Origin of the sequence: Metasolibacillus sp. FSL K6-0083 (assembly GCF_038630865.1) — a bacterium.
In the GTDB taxonomy this organism is placed as follows: domain Bacteria; phylum Bacillota; class Bacilli; order Bacillales_A; family Planococcaceae; genus Metasolibacillus; species Metasolibacillus fluoroglycofenilyticus.
In genome coordinates, this window is the sequence record NZ_CP152046.1 from 1,042,515 (window position 1) to 1,063,091 (window position 20,577).

Below are 20,577 nucleotides of genomic sequence, written 5' to 3' on the forward strand. Positions count from 1 at the left end.
AACTGTTTATACGATTAGTATGCATAAAAGTTTCAAAAAAAGTATAAAAACATTACTTTAATTTAAGTATAACTTATTTCATATTAATAAGCCTAAAGTGAACCCTTATTTTTTGAAGAGGGGTTTTCAGGTTCTTTTTGCGCTTGCCCTATTTCCTCAAAGATTCCTCGATATTTTGGCAACAAGCAAAAAATGCCTGAAAAGCAGTGCGAACACGCTACTTTTCAGGCAATCACTTAAATATTACGACAAATCTCAAGCACTTGCTCCACAGCTTCTGCTGAATGTTGAAGTGCCTGCTTTTCTTCTGCTGTAAGCTGTAACTCAATAACGGATTCAATCCCATTGCCACCTAATATTGTTGGTACGCCTAAAAATAAATCGTTGTAGCCATACTCACCTTCTAATAGGGCGATTGATGGGATGATTTTACGCTGGTCTTTCATGATAATTTCAACCATTTGCGCACAGGCAGCAGCGGGTGCATAATAAGCACTCCCGTTGCCAAGTAAGCCGACGATTTCACCGCCACCTTTGCGTGTGCGCTCCACAATTTGCGCTAAGCGCTGTGCGGGAATTAGCTTCTCAAGGGGAATGCCACCCGCATATGAATAGCGAATTAATGGCACCATCTCATCTCCATGTCCACCTAACACAAAACCTGACACATCCTCTGGTGCAATTTGTAGCTCTTGTGCAACAAACGCATTAAAGCGTGCGGTATCGAGCACACCAGATTGCCCAATTACGCGGTTTTTCGGGAAGCCAGTTTCCTTATAGCAAACATATGTCATCGCATCGACAGGATTGCTCAATACAAGCACGATACTATTCGGTGCATAACGCTTAATTTGCGCAGATACTTGCTTTATAATATTAGCATTTGTTGTTACTAAGTCATCGCGGCTCATACCAGGTTTACGCGGAATGCCGGCAGTTATAACAACGATGCTAGCACCTGCTATATCCTCATAGTTGCTTGTCCCTTTAACAGACACATTAAATTTCTCTATCGGACCTGTTTGTAGCAAGTCGAGCGCCTTTCCCTTTGTTGGATTTTCAGCATCAGGAATATCTAAAAGTACAACATCGCCTAATTCCTTTTGAGCTAAAAACAAACTAAGTGTTGCCCCTGTATGCCCGGCTCCAATTACTGCAATTTTATGTTTTTGAAATGGCATTATACTTCACCGCCATTTTCGCTAGGAGCTACCTCTGATGCTTTTTTTGCGCGTGCTGGCGCTGGCTTTTTTTTCGGTGTCTCTGCCCCTTTAATCATTTGGAATACATCCACATCTGGTCGTGGAATAACGTGTGCGGATAACAATTCACCAACACGCATCGCTGCTGCCTTACCCGCATCAACTGCTGCTTGTACAGAGCCAACATCTCCTTGGACAACGACTGTGACAATACCACCATCTATAAATTCCTGCTTCACAATCGTGACATCTGAAGCTTTAATCATAGCATCTGCTGCTTCTATAGAGCCGACTAGCCCTTTTGTTTCAATCATACCGATTGCACTACTCATTGTCTTCACCTCGCATTACTTCTGTAGAATCTATAATTCCAATTATGACCGCATCAATTGGCAGTGGATTATCCTTCATAATATAGCGTGACGACCCTCCACTTGTAATAAGAACATCATCACCTATACCTGCGCCAATGCGGTCTGCAGCTACAAGTTCAGTTCGTATTGGCTGTTGGTTTGAATCAATTGGTTGAACGATTAATAATTTTAAGCCATTTAACCCTTCTTCCTTACGTGTAGCCCAAACATTCCCAATCACTCTTCCCATTTGCATTTGCTCACCCTCTATTCTGCATTAGCTAAGCCATTTATTCTTTATGAATCGTTAACGTTTTATTTAATTCCCGAATTTTGTCATATGCCAATGCTGTCACAATCGTCTTTTTAGAAACAATGATTTCTTGCTCTGTTATTGCAGCTACATCTACTTGCGATAATAACCTTTTCGTGAAGTGATAGGCTGACTGCTGTTCAGGTATTTGGTTAACTGGCTGAGCAACCTGCGTCTCCCCTCGCTCAAGCGTTGGGCCTTGAACGATTTCAGCTAAAGCTCCTTGCTTTATGAAGCCTGCATTTGCCTCATCCGTATCAATATGCATTTCCAAACGGTAACGCTCCGACACGCGAATCATCACATCCGATAAAATAATTGGTCGAATGCCCGCAAGCTTTATTTGCACGCTTTGTCCGTCCGTCACGCCGAGGCGAACGCTATCAGTTGGCGTCATATGAATATGAGCTTTCGCAACAATTAGCCCTTCCTTCAACACCACACTTCCTTTTGGACCGATTAAGGTAATGGGACTTGAACCCTTTATATCACCAGAAATGCGCAGGGGAGGTGTTAAGCCTAGTTTAATAGCATCAGTAAAGCTAACCTCTACTTGAGATAAAGAGCGAGCCGGACCTAAAATTCTTACCCTTTCAATCGAGCCCTTTGGTCCAGCAATAACAACTGTTTCCTCTGCTGCAAACTGACCTGGCTGTGAAAGCTCGAATTTCGGTGTAAGCTGATAGCTCTTGCCAAATAATTGCTCAACCTCAGCCTGTGCTAGATGAACATGTCGCGCTGATACGCCAACTGGAATTTTATCATCGTGCTGCTGAAGGGAAGGCTGATTTTTCAACACTTGCTGTAGCACTTCTTCCACAATTTTTTGCACTAAATTTTCCTGCATCCAACCTCCTCCTTACTTCATTGTTTTTATAATTGTTCCTTTTGCTTGCTGCTCAATAAAGCCAGCATTTGCTTCATCTGTATCAATATGCATTTCAAGGCTGAAATCCTTTGAGACGCGAACGACCACACCACGCAATGTAATAGGGCGCTTGCTTTCAACCTCAACGGTAACAACTTCATTGTTTTCTACATTAAATTCCTGCGCGTCTTGCTCTGTCATATGGATATGTGCTTGTGCAATAATGGCACCTTGCTTTATTGTAATGGATTTGTCGCCATTGCTAATTTTTATACTTGCTGAATTTTCGATATCGCCTGACTGTCTTAAAGGCGGATTTAAACCCAATTTCACCGCATCCGTTTGGCTAATTTCTACTTGTGTTGCTGGTCTGACAGGTCCAAGTATACGCACATTATGAATAGCTCCTTTTGGTCCTTCAATCGATATTCTTTCCTTCGCAGCATATTGCCCCGGCTGTGAAAGGTCAAAATCTTTTGTTAATGTGGCATCGGGTCCGAAAAGTGCTTGTAAATCCTCTTCACACACATGTATATGACGTGCCGAAATCGCTACTGGGATTGTTTTTGTCACTAGGCTCACGCGAGTCACCTCAATTCATTTATACTAATACGCGCCAAGGCGTAATTGCGTCTAGATTTTTTCACGCTAACCAGTGGAAGTTAACCTAAAACTGTCACGTCCTGTGACATCCACCAGAGCTTAGGCCAACACGATGTTGGTCACTCAGGTATGCGATGTACTTAGACTGAGTTCCTATGATTCAGCGGGTGTTTGAACACTCGCTGAAATCGGTCTAATACTTGCATTCATCTCACCACCTCTAGAGGTGGTGAATTCTGTACCTGTCATTACGCTATCGGTACAAAAACATCTGTTCCTGCGGTTACTCTTCACAGTAAACATTGCTGAAAGACGTTAAACCAGCTAATAAAGGCTGTCTGGAAAGTTTTGCTTTCGTCCGCTTTCTAGACAGCCCCAGCCTGTATCGTTGAATGAACTATGCGTCGAGCTTTGGTAAAATTAATTCTAATTCATTATGTGGACGTGGAATTACGTGTACTGATAATAATTCGCCAACGCGCTCTGCAGCAGCCGCACCCGCATCTGTAGCCGCCTTTACTGCACCAACATCACCACGCACTAATACCGTAACAATTCCACCTCCAACATGTACTTTCCCTACTAAATTAACGCTTGCCGCCTTTACCATTGCGTCTGCTGCTTCAATTGCTCCTACAAGTCCTTTTGTTTCTACCATTCCTAAAGCTGTACCTTCTCTGTTCATTTGTCATTCCTCCAATTAGTTGTTTTGTAATGTAATTTGTTTTAATACTTGATCAACAATTTGCTGCACCATATCAGCATTAACTTCTCCTGCTTGGGCAACCTGCTTTTCTACAATCGCCTCTAGCGGCTCGTACTGTGGTTCTGGCACAGTTACATCTTTCGTGCCGTAAGCCATACGTTTAATATTGATTAAATGCCTTGCTGTGACATTGTCTGATGTAATATTGCCACCAAACGTCCCACAGCCTAGCGTGAAGGATGGTGCTAATCCTGTTGTTCCTCCCACTGCGCCAATAGATGATAGAGTGTTAATAACAATGCGTGATACTGGCAGTTCAACTGCGAACTGCTCCGCCAACGCTGCATTTTCAGTATGAATTGAGCATGTATGTCCACGTCCGCCAATGTTTAACAAATCAATCATTACTTGCTTTGCCGCTACGCTATCCTTTACAGTATAAAGGGCAAAAATTGGCGATAATTTTTCAAGTGAAAACGGAATTTCTTTTCCTACTTTTGTTTCTAAACCGATAAGCACCTTCGTACCGGCTGGCACTGTAATGCCTAATAAGTCAGCCAAACAAGCGGCTGATTTTCCAACAATTTTAGGGTTGACCCTGCCCGGTGTAGGAGAAATGAGCTTCTCCATTTTTTGCTTTTCTTCCGCTGTTAAAATATAGGCTCCCTTTTTCTGAAGCTCTGTAAGTAATCGCTCCGAAACTGATTCATCAACAATAATCGCTTGCTCCGTTGCACAAATCGTTCCGTTATCAAATGATTTACTTTGCACTAAATGCTGTGCTGCCTTAGCAATATTGGCTGATTTTTCAACGTAGGCTGGTACGTTTCCTGGTCCAACACCATATGCGGGCTTACCTGAGCTATAGGCAGCCTTCACTAATGCCCCGCCACCTGTTGCTAAAATTAAATTGATTTGTGGATGCTTTAATAATTGCTGGGTTGCGTCCATGGAGGCCATCGTTAAGCATTGTAACAAGCCCTCTGGTGCACCCGCTTGCTCGGCCGCGATTCGGCAAACATCTAAAGCCTCCGCTGTACATTTCACAGCATACGGATGTGGGCTTAAGACAAGTGCATTTCTCGTTTTTAATGAAATCATCGCCTTGAAAATAGCCGTTGATGTAGGATTCGTCGTTGGTACGATACCTGCAATTACGCCGAATGGACTTGCGATTTCAGTAACCTTTGCAGCACGGTCATAGCCAACGATACCTACTGTTTTTAAGTCTTTAATATCTTCATAAAGGTCTCTTGAAGCTACTTCATTTTTTATTTTTTTATGGTTAGGAACGCCCATGCCTGTTTCTCTGACAGCCATTTTCGCAAGTCGGTCCGCCTCTTTAAAAGCTGCATCGGCTACCGCTTTGACAATTTGGTCTACTTGCTGCTGTGAAAATTGCATATAGGCTGCCTGTGCTTCACTTGCTTTTTTCACCGCATCACGCATTTCCTGTATTGCTAATAAATCTTTGTCTAATGTAGGCACTTGCGTCGCCTCCTTTCTAGCTTATTGGATTTCTTGCCAAGTTTTCGATGGCTTCTTTAAATGCATCGGCTGCTGCTTGGCAAGATGATTGTGAGCCACTTAATAAGCCGCCCCCAAAGTTTGTTTCAGACGGAGGTCCGAAAAATACTTTTAGCTCAACATCTGCCGCCTTTAAAGCTGCATCTAGACCTACTACTGCTTCAAGTGGCGGGGCAATCAAGTAAGCAATTGCTGTGCCAACCTCCACTCCTGCCTGCTCCGCAAGATATGTGCCACAGCTTGCCACCGTATGCGCAAATAGGGCATGTCCGTCATTTCCTAAAATAGCTTCAAAATAGGTGTCGAATTGTACTTTTTGTTCAATCGCATCAAGCCCACTTCGCACCTCATCTGGGGAGCTACCAGCAATGATGCCAATCACCTCTCCTGATAACGGACCCGAGGCATGAGCTGCTCCTGCATAAAAGCTTTTTGCGTAGACAACATCGACATCTGCTTTTTTCGTCGCTTCATCAAACGCTACATAGCCAACATCATCAATTGTTAATGTCACAAGCCCTAAGCTTTTTTGATGGGGCTTTAGTGAGAACTGTTCAGCAAGCTCCTGATTGACGCGTGGAATAATTTGTAGCGCCAAAATTTCAGCCATTATTTTTTGAGGATTCATCTGCTTACCTCCTAGCTTTCTTTCTCGACAAGCGCTACACCACTTGCCTTGTGTTGTAAAATTCTTTGCACAACTGTTCCTAAATAAGCGCCAGCCTCCAAAGGCGGGATGCCCCCTTTGTGAATATTAGAAATAACCATACGCTCTGCTTCAACAGTACCGATTCGTGGCTTGTAGCATAAATAAGCACTCATCGACTCCGCAGAGACAAGCCCTGGCCGCTCACCAATTAAGTACACAATTACTTCAGGCTGTAAAATTTCGCCGATTTCATCCATTAAGGCTACACGCCCTTTATCAATGTAAAACGTCGTACCAATTTCGATATTCAAATTAGTCAAGCTTTGCTGTAATGATAAATAGACATCCATGACGTTTTCCTCAACAGCACTTGCACTTAAACCGTTGGAAATAATAATTTGTACTTGTGGGTTGCTTTTACAATTCGCTTGAATAAATTCTTTCGATTCATCGGACAGTCTGCGTCCTAAATCAGGTCGCGTAATATATTCCTCTTTATCTGTTACTCTCGTAGTTACTGTAGATACATTTAATTTTTGCAGTAGCTCCTCAGATACTTCACCGTAAACAGCGTCGACTGCCGCTGCATGGTCGAGGCGGAATTTTAACCATGTTTTCGTTTTTGGCCTTGTCCCCGCTCTGCCGACACCAATTCTTGCAGGTGTATGCTTGCGGGCTGCCTGCACACTTTCAGAAGGGCTATCTACTTCAAATTGAAAGACTTTTGCTTGCGCATTTGTTAAATTTCCTTCTTCATTATCCATTGGCAATACTTGTTCTCTTGCCGGCGCGTTGTTGTACAGCTTGATTAACGAACTATCAACAGGCGATGTCTCAATCGTTTCAGGCGTTTCAAGAAGACGCAATGTTGCATTATTTTGCGCTGCTTCAGCTACTTGCTGTGTTACTGTTTTGCCATTCATTTTCTCCATCACAAGCTGTGTGATTTTGGTTACTAATTCCTCATTCAAGTGATCCACCTACCTTTCAAACAGCGATATATCGCCTGCTCTTGAAGAAAGACGACCGTTTTCATAAATGCCCATTTTCTCTAGCCAAGCTAAATAGGCTGGTGCGGGTGTTTTCCCTAAAGTTTGCAGCAATGTCGCTACATCATGATAGCTCATCGATTGATAATTCAGCATGACATCATCTCCCATTGGCGCAGCAATAATAAAATTGACACCAGCAGCAGTTAATAGCACACTTAAATCCTCAACATCATTTTGGTCTGCTTTAATATGGTTCGTGTAGCAAATATCCACACCCATCGGTAAACAATGCATTTTACCCATGAAATGGTCTTCAAGCCCTGCTCGAATTACTTGCTTATTGTTGTATAAATATTCCGGACCAATAAATCCTACAACCGTATTGACGATGTATGGATTAAAATGACGAGCAAAGCCGTAGTTACGCGATTCAAGCGTTAGTTGGTCAACACCGTAATGCGCCTCGGCCGAAAGCTCGGAGCCTTGCCCTGTTTCGAAATAAAATAAATTCGGACCAGTGCCTGTGCCCTGCTTTTTAATTAATGCCTCAGCCTCACGAATCAAATCAGCGGAAATACCGAAGGAACGGTTTGCGATTTCTGTGCCGGCAATACTTTGGAAAATCATATCTGCTGGTGCACCTTGCTGAATGGCCTTCATCTGTGTCGTAATATGTGCTAGCACACAGTTTTGTGTTGGAATATCCCATTCATTGATAAAGTTTTTTGTCGCATGCAATACTTTTTTTACACTTTCGACTGAATCATCTACAGGGTTAATACCGATAACTGCATCACCAATTCCGTAAGACAAACCTTCCTTCAATGAGGCGATAATTCCATCGATATTGTCTGTTGGATGATTCGGCTGTAGGCGTGATGCCAATGTACCCTTATGCCCGATTGTAATATTACATGTTGATAAAACTTCTACTTTATTGGCTGCATGTACAAGGTCTAAATTGGACATAAGCTTTGTCACAGCCGCAATGATTTCGGAATTCATTCCTTTGCTCAGACGCTTTAACTCTCTGTCGCCTGTATCATTCGATAAAATATATTCACGCAGTTGCTCAATGCTCCAATTTTTAATTTCTCCATAAATTTGCTCATTGACATCCTGCTCGATGATGCGTGATACTTCATCATCCTCTGGAATAAGTGGGTTTTCTCGAATATCCTTTATTAATAATTCGCTTAATACAGCCTTCGCTGCGATGCGCTCCTGCACCGTTTCGGCTGCGATTCCCGCGAGACGGTCGCCTGATTTTTCTTCATTGGCCTTCGCCATCACATCTTTTAGCGATTTAAAATTATATCTTTCTCCACCCAATATAACTGATAAATTCACGTCCATCCTCCTTTACTGTGAGTGGAATGCAAGTGTTTTGACAACAACAGGTACTACGCCAGATGGCAGCACTTCCCCGATGTCGATATAATCACCTGTTTCTACCTTAATTTGATCAATGCAAATAATTGGCACTTCCTTATTAATTGATTGAATTGTCTGGCCAATTACTTTAGCGTAATCCGATTGAATAATTAAAATAATCGGTATCGTGCTCCTTGAGGTGAATTGCTGCAAAATGACTTGGCATAGCTCATGTACATCTTGAAAGCTCAAATATGGTAGCTGGCTAAAATAGAGCGCATAAGGCATAGGGCTTTCTTGCACAGAAAAAAGCGTATTTGCCTGTGCGACTGCATTTGCAACAATGCTGTTAATATTAGCCATTGACGCATGCATATTACACTGGAAAACAGGCACATTTTTTAATGGTAAGACAGCCGCATCAACCTGAATCGTCGCCCCACTAATATCGGTTGTTTGTGTACCTGCTCCCGTCACAGTAGCTCGTGCCGTTTCTTCTGGCTTTATCCATAAAAATGATTGCAGCCCCACATGCTGTTGCAACGCTTTTGCTAATCTTTCACCGATATCGTCATATTGGCGCATGGAGCAATTATCCTCGTAAATACAAGCGGCTACACCACCTGAAAAAACGACAGCCTCTACTTGCTTAGACCAATTTGGTAAATGCCCTAATAATAACGGATGTTGCGCATTAGTTAATTGACCTGTTAGCACATGTGCAAGCACTGTGACCATTTCCTCTATACACTCGGCAATGCGTGGGTCATTTGCTGCATCACCAATTTTTAAAGGGTTATCCCAGCGCTGCATCAAACGCTCTAAAGGTGGTGAGATAGAGTGGATGACGCCATTTTGAAACTCTATTAATCTCCCTCCAATATGCATTGTACATGTGCCTATTACTTCTCCATACTGAACGACTGCAATATTTGCAGTACCCCCACCAATATCAATATTGGCTATCACTTTTCCCGTTTTCTTTGATTGCTGTACGGTACCCGAGCCCTTTGCCGCAATAATGCCTTCTAAGTCTGGACCAGCAGTAGCTACTAGAAAATTTCCTGCACTATCTGAAATGGTATGCACTACCTCACTGGCATTGTGTTTCGTTGCCGATTCACCTGTAATAATAATTGCACCTGTTGAAATGTTTTCTGGCAACACATTTGCTAGTTGGTATTGCTGAAAAATAAATTGTTGTATTTTTTCCATATCAATTACATCTTTGCTTTTAAAGGGCGTTTTAATGATGGGACTTTGATGTACGAGCTTTTTCTCAATAATTTCAATACGTGGCACATGTGTTAACCCTGCTACATTGCGTAATAAGAAGCGGCTAACGACCATTTTTGTTGTACTCGTACCAATATCGATACCTGCACTCAAAATTTCTTCTGTTGTCAATTCACCCTTCCCCCCATTCACGGTTCGCAATATTCGAGATAAGGACTTGCACTATCTAACACAAATTGTTTAATTGCTGCTGTGTCATTTAATTCAATTAACGGTGCAATAAACTCAATTCCTCGTTTTTCTAGTGCAGATGTTTTAACAATCGGCCCTCGCATCATTACATTTTTCAATAAGCTTGCTGCTCGCTCCGCATCAGCCTGTGGATGGTCAATTTTTGTAATGACACCGATTTGTATTTTTGGAATACCCAAGCTAAATTGTGGGGGAAAAACAGTGCGAGAGGAGGTCGCATCTTGCAAATAAATTACATGTGTTACCTCTAACGATGTCGCCATAATATTCCTGTAATACAATGGATTTTCAATATATTCCCCCGGTGTATCTACAATCCAATCCTCGTAGACAAGTGCCTGTGTCTTATTTGCTGAGCTATTTTTTCCTAATAACGCATTCATTAACGTCGACTTTCCAGCTTGAACGCCACCTATAATCATCACGCGATTTTTCATATGGGCACTCCTATGATTTCGTAATTCGTGATGGTGTGTAGCCTAAGCTTTCAGATAAAAATCGATTGATTTCAATCATCGCCATTTCCACCTCTGATACGCTGCCAACAATAACAAGACTCCCTGTAAAACGGTCTAGAAAGCCAAGACGGACATTGGCAGATTTCGTTGCCAAATCTCCTGCAATAATCACTGTTTCACTTGGTGTACAAGTCATAATGCCTAAAGCACCTGCCTCCTGTATACCTAATTTTTGAAACATATCAGGATCTGGGTTCGCAATTAAATGACTCAATGTTAGTTGTTTACCAGGCACAAACTCCTGTATAAATCGTTTTTTCTCCTCGCCCACACCACTCACTCCTTACTATTTTTTACTTAAGTTAAATACTCATTTTCTTTAATTACGCCAGCTTTACGGTCTTCCTGCTCTAGTTTTAAAGCAGTTGGTACTGATAGCTTGTACGCTAAGTAAATCGCGATAATACCCGCTAATAATTTACCAACGATAACTGGTAAAATAATTGTCGGCTGGAAGTTTGCCGTAAACGATAAATGGTCACCTAGTAGGAATGCGGAACAAACACCAAATGCGATATTAATAACTTTATCTTTTGGCGGCATATCACGCACAAGTGTAAACATCGCTAAAATATTAGCTACTGTTGCTAAAAGACCCGCGCTTCCCGCTGATGATAAACCAAGCTTGCCGCCAACAGCTTCCAATGGTTTTGATGCATATTTTCGAATCAAATAAACCATTGGGAATGCACCCGCTAACATAATTCCTATATAACCGGCTGTTTCTAATGCTCGGAATTGGTCAGCTTCGTCCGCCATAATTGGGTCAAAGCCCCATGCGCCAAAGATTGTTGAGAAAAGACCTGTGAAAATTTCGACAATTGAGAACACAAGTACTAATTTAATTCCAGCATCCATAATGCGTCCAAATAACATAAAGCCTGTAATCATCGCATTTGGAACGAGCTTTAAACCAAGTGCAATTAAAATAACGAAAATAAATAACGGCAGTAAATTAATTAAAATTTGTAACACAGAAATTGCAAACACATATGTAGGTGCCTCTGTTGTGCTAATAATTTCACGAACTTCCGTATTGAATGTCACAATCATAATAGACGAAATAAATGCACCAATCGGTATCGTTAAAACTCCAGCCATAATACCTAACGCCATATACTTATGGTCACGTTTGTCTAACATTGCAAGTCCCATCGGAATGGAGAATACAATCGTCGCCCCTGACATAAAACCAACAACTAATGCCATTACCCAGCCTTCATAGGATGTTTTCAAGGCATTTGCTAGCTGATAACCGCCCATATCTGAGGCTAAAATGGTTGTTGCTGCAATCGCTGGATCCGCACCAATCATTTCGAAAATGGGGCTAATAAAATTACTAATAAACCAAGTTAAATATGGAATGGACGCCATAATACCCGCTGCAGGCACGAAAATGTGACCTACCGTATGCATACCATTCATGAACTCTTTTCCAATCCCATACTCCGCATCTCGGATTGCTCCGATTGCGCCTAATACTGCACAAATCATAATAATATAAACGATGACCGTTCCTATCATTTCCATAGACTCATACACCCCTTTATTGTTTTATCTATATAAAAAAGGCGCTTAAAGAAAAATACTTTTTCTTTAAGCGCCTTTGCTTAGCTATTTACTTGTTGGGTATTGATAATTTGCTGTGCGATATGCACCATTTCCTGCTGTGTCCGCATACTCTCATTGCGGATTTTTTTGTAAGCCTCTTCTTCGCTAATATTTTCTAGCTGCATGAGCAATCCCTTAGCTCGCTCAATGACTTTACGTTTTTCCATCTGATTTTGAACCTGCTGTAGTTGCCCACTTAAACGGTCAAACTTCTCAATTTGATGAAAAGCGACTTCCAACGCTGGTAGTACATTTTTCTCTGAGAAAGGTTTCATCACATAGCCAAGTACATTATCTTGCTTCATGTAGGATAGCAATTCTTTTTCACTATATGCCGAGATAAAAAGAATTGGTATATCAAACTGCTGCTCAATAATTTTACTTGCTTTTAGACCATCTAGTTTTGGCATTTTAATATCCATCAGTATGAGGTGCGGTTTGTGGAGATAGGCTAACTCAATCGCTATTTCTCCATTTTTCGCATGTGCTACAACCTCATAGCCATTATCTTCTAAAATATATTGTAGGTCAATTGCAATAAGCGATTCATCTTCAACAATCATTACTTTCCTAGTCATTTAGAATAAATACCTCCTCACATACAGGAAACTGAATTTGAGTATGTGTACCTCTATCGCTAGGGATAATCGTAAATGTACCCGCTAGGTCATATTCGACAAGCCGCGTAATAATTTCCATTCCTAATGATGGCTTCGCTTCATGCATACCGACGCCGTTGTCGGAAATATGGAGCGAAATAACCGAATGATCTTGATAAAAGTGAATATTTATTAAACCTTCCTTACGACCTATAAAAGCATATTTCAATGCATTTTGCAATAACTCGCTAATAATTAGTGCAAGTGATACCGCTTTTTTAGAGTGACAAAACAGTTGTAAATCATTATGATGCACTCTTAATTGAATATCAGCGCTATGTGCTGTGTCAATCATTTTGTCACCAATTTTTCTAGCTAATGCAATGACATCTACCTTTTCTTCTGCATTGTCCTCATTTTCTAAAATGAGTTCATAGACAGAGGAAATGCTATAGATCCGATTTAAAGCTTCTTGAAAGGCCACTGTATGTGATGCTGATACCGCATTGCGCATTTGCAGACGGAGTAAGCTTGTGACCGTTTGCAAATTATTTTTCACACGATGATGAATTTCACGAATGGCGAAAGTTTTCATCATTAGCTCATTCTCTTTCAATTTCAGCTCGGTCAAATCATGAATGATTAAGAGCGTCACCTTTTCACTTTGATTGCGAATAGGAATTTTCTTGACAATAAATGATTTTCCATCAATCGTAATTTCAATGAAAAAGACATCGTCGTCTTTATCATATATTTCTTGAAGAAATGGAAAAATCTCATTTAACGCAATATTATCAAACGAATCACGTCCTGATAACTCGGATATAAAACGATAGCCAGCAGGATTTGTATAAATCACTTTATTTTCATGATTCGTTAAAATAATTGATTCTACTAGCAAGTCTGAAACGACAGGAACTGGTTGAAAATCAGGCTTCACAATATGCTCAATCAATGCAAAAGGCATTTGCTGCACAACTTCATCGTTTTGCTCCTTTACTGCCATCCGCTTTTCCTTAATTAAGACAGCAATCACTTGCTCATCATCGTTAAAAATGGGAATGACGTGTTGCTCAACCGTAATTCCTTCCTGTGTAATTGCCCTAGACACAGAAGCCCTTTCACCTTTTCTAAAAGCAGAAAATACCGCGGGTTCAAAGCTTTCAAAAACAAGCTTGCCAATGACCGATTGCTCATATAAATTATTTTGCTTTTTAGGGAATGCCTCTGCCACGACAATTGCGTGTGACTGCTCCTCAACGAGACAATCGATGAACATATAGCATTCTGCCAATTCAGCATAATACGCTAGTGTCGTTTCTAGTTGCTGCAACTTTGCAATATCTGCCGTTGATAGACTCGTATATTTTTTGCAAAGCTTTTCGATATTTGACAGGCCCAAAACCCCCTGTTACAAAATACACAAAATTGTGCTGGATTTTTGTCATTATTATAACCATAATACTATACATTTTTCAATAATAATTTATTTTTTACGAGCAAAAATTGTGCATTTTTAAGAAATTTATAGATTTATCTAACAATAAATTTACTTTATCGAAAGCAAAACACCCCAATTTTTACAATGTAAAAATTGGGGTGTATCATTGTTGTCTGCTCAGTGAATCATAAAATTGCGTGTTTTGAACGTAGGGATTTTAGGAAAAAATTACCACTTACGTTTACGTGCAGCTTCTGATTTCTTTTTACGTTTTACGCTAGGTTTTTCGTAGAACTCGCGCTTTCTAACTTCTTGAATTGTACCACTTTTTGATACAGTACGTTTGAAGCGGCGAAGAGCATCTTCAAGCGATTCGTTTTTTCGAACGACAGTTTTTGACATCTCTCTTTCCCTCCCTCCGAACACACGTCAATACAACACTAATAAAATCCTTAGTGTGTACTAAAAAATTATAACGCAAGATTAGCAGTCAGTCAATAAAAACTATCACATTTCAATTACGTCTCGGCATAATTATACCCAGATTTTTTCGAGCTAACAATCTAAAACCGTCATGTCCTATGACACCGGTTAACTGACCTGCATCACGCAGATCACGCTTCAAAATCTGTGATATCTACCCTCTTTTCAGCGTGCGGCAGGGCGCTTAATAGTTAGTTTCAGAAGTTAAACCATTCATAATTGCAACGCCAGAGCTTGCTCCAATACGCGTTGCTCCGTGCTCAACCATTTTTTTCATATCTTCTAAACTACGAACACCACCAGAAGCTTTTACACCTAAATCTGGTCCTACTGTTTTGCGCATTAAAGCAATATCTTCCGCTGTTGCACCTGCTGTTCCAAAGCCAGTTGATGTTTTTACAAAGTCTGCACCTGCTTCAACAGATAATTGACATGCTTTCACCTTCTCTTCGTCTGTTAAGAAGCATGTTTCAATAATCACCTTCACAAGTGTTCCATTTGCAGCCTCTACAACCGCTTTAATATCATTCAGCACAATATCATACTCACCATTTTTGAGTGCGCCAATATTAATAACCATATCAATCTCACCAGCACCATTCGCAATGGCATCCTTCGTTTCAAATGCTTTGACCGCTGAAGTCGTAGCGCCTAATGGGAAGCCGATTACTGTACATACTTTCACATCAGTACCTGCTAAAAGCTCCGCACTGTACTTAACCCATGTTGGATTAACACAAACTGAGGCAAAATCATATTGCTTTGCCTCCGCGCAAATTTCCGCAATTTGCCCCCGTGTAGCATCCGCCTTTAATAAAGTATGATCAATCATTTTTGCATAATTTTGAGTCATGATGATAGCTCCTTTAAAATATATGTTGTACGTACAACTATATCATAGTTTACCCTTGAAAGAGAAATGTTAAATAAAAAAGCGTGAATTTCTTTTCACATACTAAATCTCACGGGAAAATTCGTTTTAATGCATAATCATTTATTCATTTTAAAGTTTAAAAAAGGCATTAAAATTAGCTCAATAAAAATACAAAAGATGCTTGCACAGTGGTATTTTAGCTCACTGTACAAGCACCGTTCTAGTTCTATTATTCTTGCGTCAAATGTTTAGCCGTAATCGAGCGTTCACAGCTCACAATGTCAGCGGGTGGACCCTCATATAAAATTTCTCCGCCACCGATTCCCCCTTCAGGACCTATATCAATAATCCAATCACTGTGGCGAATTACATCCAAATTATGCTCAATAACAATTACTGTGTTTCCTTTGTCTACAAGCTTGTTCATAATCGTTAAAATTGTCGCAACATCAGACATATGTAAGCCTGTTGTAGGCTCATCTAAAATGTATAGATTCCCTTTTGTCGACATTTCCTTTGCCAGCTTTAAGCGTTGGCATTCTCCACCAGATAATGTATTTAGCGGCTGCCCTAAAGTTAAATAAGACAAACCAACTGTATTTAAGCTTGTTAATTTGCGCTTAATATCCTTCGCCTCAAAAAATTCTACTGCCTCTGCCACTGTCATATCCATTACTTCTACAATATTTTTGTCCTTATACGTATATTGAAGTACTTCCTTTTTGTAGCGTGTGCCATCACATTCAGAGCAAATTACTTCTGCTTTATCCATAAATGACAAATTCAATTCAACTGTTCCAGTACCACCACAGCCCTCACAGCCCCCCGTTGAATTATAACTGAACAAACCTGCCTCAACAGCGTTTTCATCCGAAAAAGCTTTGCGAATTGAATTCATAACACCTGTATAAGTAACAGGATTCGAGCGACTGTTGGCATGTACAGCACTTTGGTCAATGCGTATCGCTTCAGGATATTTTTTAGCAAACACTTCATGCACTAGCGTACTTTTACCAGAACCAGCTACCCCTGTCACAGCAGTCAATACCCCTACTGGCACACGTAGATTAACGTTTTTCAAATTGTGTAAAGAGCTTGTTTCGCTCTCTAAAAATTCTGCTACAGGACGCGGATTTGCCTTGACTATTGCTGCTGATTTTAAATATTGCGCTGTTAATGTATCGGATGTTAAAAGCTCTTCATAGCTACCGCTAAACATAATTTGTCCACCTTTGGAGCCAGCAGCAGGACCAACATCAATAACATGGTCTGCAATTTGGATAACATCAGGGTCATGCTCTACTACGAGGACGGTATTGCCTTTATCACGCAATTTAATAAGTAAATCATTTAAGCGATAAACATCATGTGGATGCAGACCTGTGCTCGGCTCATCAAATATATAAATTAAACCTGTTAAATTACTCGATAAATATTTAACCATTTTGACTCGTTGTGATTCCCCACCTGATAATGTCGGCATTTCCCGCGTTAACGTCATATAGCCAAGACCAATATCGCATAAGCTTTGCAATCTTTCCGTTATACCTCCGACTAATTGCTGTGCGAGTGGTTCCTCAATTTTTTGCAAAGTAGCCATTAACTCATCAAGCTGCATCGCTGTCATATCATAAATGGACAAGCCTAAAATTTTCGAGGATAGCACTTTTTCGTTATAGCGCTTTCCATCACATGTAGGACAGCTACACATCGTCGTAAATTGCTCTAACTTACTCGCCGCAGCCTTTGTCGTATCTTTATCTGTCTTGACATTTTGACGCATAAATTTCACAGCAACGCCTTCGTACATTGCATTTATTTCACTATTTTGATAGGTAACAACAACTTTTTGTGGCTCCGCATACATTAATTGATGTAGCTCTTCATCTGTGTAATCTTTAATTTTTTTATCATTATCGAAAAAGCCCGAGTCAGCATATGCCTTCCATTGCCATGTTCCCGGTCCAAAGCCTGGCAGTAAAATCGCCCCTTCATTTAATGATTTTTCTTTATCTAATGTTGTGTCTATATTCAATGTAATGATTTTCCCAATCCCTTCACATTGTAAGCACATTCCACTTGGGTCATTAAAGGAATAAGCATTTCCATAGCCAACGCTCGGTTTCGCAAAGCGTGAAAATAGCAGTCGCAGCAGCGAATTAATATCTGTAGCCGTGCCTAATGTCGAACGCGCATTGCCACCAAAGCGCTTTTGGTCCACAACAATCGCCGTTGATAAATTATGAATTGCATCTGCCTCTGGGCGACGATATTTCGGTAAAAATGTGCGCACAAAGCTGCTATACGTTTCATTCAATTGGCGACCAGCCTCTTGAGCAACTGTATCAAAAACGATTGATGATTTCCCAGAGCCTGAAACTCCTGTGAAAACAGTAATCTGCCCTTTCGGAATTTGTAGGCTGACATTTTTCAAATTGTTTTCTCTAGCATTGACAATTTCAATATAAGTTTGCTCCATGGAAGTTCCTCCTTTAAATTTAACTTCTTAAGGCTGTCCAAAAAGCCGTGCATAGCTGGCATTTTGGATAGCGGCGATGATGTTTGACAAAAGATTGACTCAACTAAATAGAGAAGAAATCTTTTGAAAGTGAGGTGAACATTGGCTTTAACGGTGTTCACCCTCAATAAAAATAAAGCAATAAAAACCTTTATTTAAATGCGGAGGTGAAATAAAAAAGCTTTTCGGACAACCTCATCATAAGAACTCAGTCTAAGAACATCGCATACTAAGATAACGACTGAGTGACCAACATCTTGTTGCCTATAGCCCCCATCTGATGTCATAAATTTCCAAAAGCAGTTTCCGAGCAAGCTCGAAAAGACCTGAACTAGAGTTAGTCGAGGCATAATTGATTAATCGCTTTCTAACTTTATCGTAAGTTTAAGTAGATGGCAAGATAAGAACTAGAGCTTTAGATTTTGTGTGGATGGTGCGCTATAAAATATAGGAAGGATTTTGGCAACCTTGAAATATATCGAAAGCACACGTCCTTCTAAGTGATTTTCATTTCAAGTGAAAAATGGAAAACTCGAGTTATCTAAAAAGATAGCCTCGTCTTGCGTAATCAATGAAATGTCAATTTTCACTTATTCACGTTCATGGGGCTGTCCAAAAAGCCGAGCATAGCCGGCATTTTGGACAGTAGCGATGATGTTTCACAAAATGTTGATTCCTATAAACAGAAAACGCCTCTTTTAAAAATGGGATGAACATTGGCTTTAGCAGTGTACTCCTTCAGTAAAAGGGAAGCGATGAAAACATTGATTTCAATGCGGTGGCAAAACAAAATGGACTTTTCGGACAACTCCTTTCCAATGAATCTTCTGCTATTCTATCCGAGTGAATTTTTTGAAGAAACATCAACAAAAGCGTCCAAAAAGCCGGCAACTACACGGCATTTTGGACGCCTTCAATCTCTCATTGTTATTGCATTTGTTCTTCTAGTACGCGGACAAATTGTCCTTCATTATATGGATAGCCCGCTTTTGTAATTTTTACTTTGACAAGCTTACCAATCATCTCTTCTGCACCTTCAAAAATAACTTTTAAATAGTTATCTGTATAGCCAACATATAAATTTTCGTTGTCTGTTTCTTTGAAGCGCTCCTCAGGGATGATGTCCATTACTTCCCCCTCAAAGCGAGATGCATATTCTTTTGCGAGTTGATTGTTTAACTCGATTAAGCGATGTACACGCTCATTTTTAATTTCCTCATCCACTTGATCCTCCATACGTGCTGCAGGTGTGCCTGTACGTTTAGAGTATGGGAATACATGTAATTCCGAAAATTTATGATCACGAATAAAATTATATGTTTCCATAAACTCTTCCTCTGTTTCGCCTGGGAAGCCAACGATAACATCAGATGTCACCGCTAGATTTGGCAATGCTTCAGCCAATTTTGTAATGCGCTCTGCGAAAAATTCCATCGTATATTTACGACGCATACGCTTTAAAACAGTATCTGAGCCTGACTGTATTGGTATATGAAGATGATTGACAACAATTTTTGAATTGCGCAACACTTCAATTACCTCATCTGTTAACTGTGATGCTTCTATTGAAGAAATACGTAGACGCTTTAAACCCTTCACTTGCGATTCCAAATCACGTAATAATTGCGCTAAATTATAGTCTTTAAAGTCTTGTCCATATCCACCTGTGTGGATGCCCGTTAAAACAATTTCTAAATAGCCTGCATCAACTAATTGCTGCGCTTGGCGAATAACTTCCTGCGGATCACGTGAACGCATTAAGCCACGCGCCCATGGAATAATACAAAATGTACAGAAGTTATTACAGCCCTCTTGAATTTTTAAAGATGCACGTGTACGGTCTGTAAATGCGGGTACATCTAATTCCTCATAGACGCGATTTTTCATAATATTACGCACTGCATTAATTGGCTCACGCTCTTCACGATATTGCTTAATTAAGCCGAGCATTTTATGACGGTCTTGTGTACCAACGACGATATCAACACCCGGTATTGCCATAATTTCCGCTGGCGATGTTTGAGCATAACAGCCGGTTACACAAATAACTGCATCAGGGTTACGACGTACCGCACGACGTATAACTTGACGTGATTTTTTATCCCCTGTATTCGTTACTGTACAAGTGTTAATGACATAAACGTCTGCCTGCTGTTCGAAGTCGATGCGATTATATTCTTGCTCTTTAAATAATTGCCATATGGCCTCAGTTTCGTAGTGATTAACTTTACAACCTAATGTAGACATAGCCACGGTTTTTCGAAGCTTGTTACTCATATATATCATCCTTTCGAAATTGCTTTATATGTTCAAATTATCAACGTGTTTTATAATAGCATAAAAAAATGAAATGAGCCTAGTTTTTAATTTCGCTCGTTTCTTTTTTTATTTTCTTCCTATTTATATATCCCATCTGAATATGACAATATTATTTCTTTGTTCCATCCTCCATTATAAA

20 protein-coding genes are annotated in these 20,577 nt (G+C 40.3%); all 20 read right to left on the reverse strand.

Annotated elements, in window-relative coordinates; genetic code table 11:
* Positions 1-236 precede the first annotated feature (236 nt).
* The 20 genes from mdh to mtaB all read right to left on the reverse strand — a co-directional run bounded on the left by mdh (position 237) and on the right by mtaB (position 20,396).
* The gene (gene mdh, locus MHB51_RS04965) at positions 237-1,181 is read right to left on the reverse strand and encodes a malate dehydrogenase (protein WP_066164052.1); all 945 of its coding nucleotides are present in this window, start codon (positions 1,179-1,181) and stop codon (positions 237-239) included.
* Positions 1,181-1,534: a BMC domain-containing protein gene (locus tag MHB51_RS04970; RefSeq protein WP_342559132.1), complete on the reverse strand. Its 354-nt coding sequence runs from the start codon at positions 1,532-1,534 to the stop codon at positions 1,181-1,183. Before MHB51_RS04970 ends, mdh begins: the two co-directional genes overlap by 1 nt.
* A complete protein-coding gene (locus tag MHB51_RS04975) occupies positions 1,527-1,811 on the reverse strand; it encodes a EutN/CcmL family microcompartment protein (RefSeq protein ID WP_066164059.1) in 285 nt (94 codons plus the stop codon). Before MHB51_RS04975 ends, MHB51_RS04970 begins: the two co-directional genes overlap by 8 nt.
* Positions 1,812-1,845: 34 nt before the next feature.
* Positions 1,846-2,715, reverse strand: a complete 870-nt coding sequence (pduL, locus tag MHB51_RS04980; RefSeq protein ID WP_066164062.1) for a phosphate propanoyltransferase — start codon at positions 2,713-2,715, stop codon at positions 1,846-1,848.
* Between the two features lie 12 nt (positions 2,716-2,727).
* The gene (locus tag MHB51_RS04985; protein ID WP_066164066.1) at positions 2,728-3,318 is read right to left on the reverse strand and encodes a phosphate propanoyltransferase; all 591 of its coding nucleotides are present in this window, start codon (positions 3,316-3,318) and stop codon (positions 2,728-2,730) included.
* 418 nt (positions 3,319-3,736) lie between these two features.
* Positions 3,737-4,024 carry a BMC domain-containing protein gene (locus MHB51_RS04990; protein WP_042478217.1) on the reverse strand — a complete coding sequence of 96 codons (288 nt, stop codon included), beginning with the start codon at positions 4,022-4,024 and terminating at the stop codon, positions 3,737-3,739.
* Between the two features lie 15 nt (positions 4,025-4,039).
* A complete protein-coding gene (locus MHB51_RS04995) occupies positions 4,040-5,533 on the reverse strand; it encodes an aldehyde dehydrogenase family protein (protein WP_342559133.1) in 1,494 nt (497 codons plus the stop codon).
* 16 nt (positions 5,534-5,549) lie between these two features.
* The gene (gene eutL, locus MHB51_RS05000; RefSeq protein WP_066164072.1) at positions 5,550-6,200 is read right to left on the reverse strand and encodes an ethanolamine utilization microcompartment protein EutL; all 651 of its coding nucleotides are present in this window, start codon (positions 6,198-6,200) and stop codon (positions 5,550-5,552) included.
* A gap of 11 nt (positions 6,201-6,211) precedes the next feature.
* Complete coding sequence (eutC, locus tag MHB51_RS05005) at positions 6,212-7,192, reverse strand: ethanolamine ammonia-lyase subunit EutC (protein ID WP_342559134.1); 981 nt, start codon at positions 7,190-7,192, stop codon at positions 6,212-6,214.
* A 9-nt stretch (positions 7,193-7,201) separates the two neighbouring features.
* Positions 7,202-8,569 (reverse strand): ethanolamine ammonia-lyase subunit EutB, encoded by a 1,368-nt coding sequence (locus MHB51_RS05010; RefSeq protein ID WP_342559135.1) that lies wholly within the window; start codon positions 8,567-8,569, stop codon positions 7,202-7,204.
* Between the two features lie 6 nt (positions 8,570-8,575).
* Positions 8,576-9,994, reverse strand: a complete 1,419-nt coding sequence (locus MHB51_RS05015) for an ethanolamine ammonia-lyase reactivating factor EutA (RefSeq protein WP_342559136.1) — start codon at positions 9,992-9,994, stop codon at positions 8,576-8,578.
* Between the two features lie 17 nt (positions 9,995-10,011).
* Complete coding sequence (locus MHB51_RS05020; protein WP_066164088.1) at positions 10,012-10,512, reverse strand: EutP/PduV family microcompartment system protein; 501 nt, start codon at positions 10,510-10,512, stop codon at positions 10,012-10,014.
* A 10-nt stretch (positions 10,513-10,522) separates the two neighbouring features.
* On the reverse strand, positions 10,523-10,864 hold the full coding sequence (locus MHB51_RS05025) for a BMC domain-containing protein (protein WP_066164095.1): 342 nt from the start codon (positions 10,862-10,864) through the stop codon (positions 10,523-10,525).
* 26 nt (positions 10,865-10,890) lie between these two features.
* Complete coding sequence (gene eutH, locus MHB51_RS05030; protein WP_066164099.1) at positions 10,891-12,123, reverse strand: ethanolamine utilization protein EutH; 1,233 nt, start codon at positions 12,121-12,123, stop codon at positions 10,891-10,893.
* 80 nt (positions 12,124-12,203) lie between these two features.
* Positions 12,204-12,782, reverse strand: a complete 579-nt coding sequence (locus MHB51_RS05035; protein ID WP_342559137.1) for a response regulator — start codon at positions 12,780-12,782, stop codon at positions 12,204-12,206.
* Positions 12,775-14,205 (reverse strand): PAS domain-containing sensor histidine kinase, encoded by a 1,431-nt coding sequence (locus MHB51_RS05040; RefSeq protein WP_342559138.1) that lies wholly within the window; start codon positions 14,203-14,205, stop codon positions 12,775-12,777. Before MHB51_RS05040 ends, MHB51_RS05035 begins: the two co-directional genes overlap by 8 nt.
* A 267-nt stretch (positions 14,206-14,472) precedes the next feature.
* On the reverse strand, positions 14,473-14,646 hold the full coding sequence (rpsU, locus tag MHB51_RS05045) for a 30S ribosomal protein S21 (RefSeq protein ID WP_004227078.1): 174 nt from the start codon (positions 14,644-14,646) through the stop codon (positions 14,473-14,475).
* Between the two features lie 265 nt (positions 14,647-14,911).
* Complete coding sequence (gene deoC / locus MHB51_RS05050; protein ID WP_066164108.1) at positions 14,912-15,580, reverse strand: deoxyribose-phosphate aldolase; 669 nt, start codon at positions 15,578-15,580, stop codon at positions 14,912-14,914.
* 250 nt (positions 15,581-15,830) lie between these two features.
* Complete coding sequence (locus MHB51_RS05055; RefSeq protein WP_342559139.1) at positions 15,831-18,080, reverse strand: excinuclease ABC subunit UvrA; 2,250 nt, start codon at positions 18,078-18,080, stop codon at positions 15,831-15,833.
* A gap of 966 nt (positions 18,081-19,046) precedes the next feature.
* Complete coding sequence (gene mtaB / locus MHB51_RS05060; RefSeq protein WP_107942471.1) at positions 19,047-20,396, reverse strand: tRNA (N(6)-L-threonylcarbamoyladenosine(37)-C(2))-methylthiotransferase MtaB; 1,350 nt, start codon at positions 20,394-20,396, stop codon at positions 19,047-19,049.
* Positions 20,397-20,577: the final 181 nt, after the last annotated feature.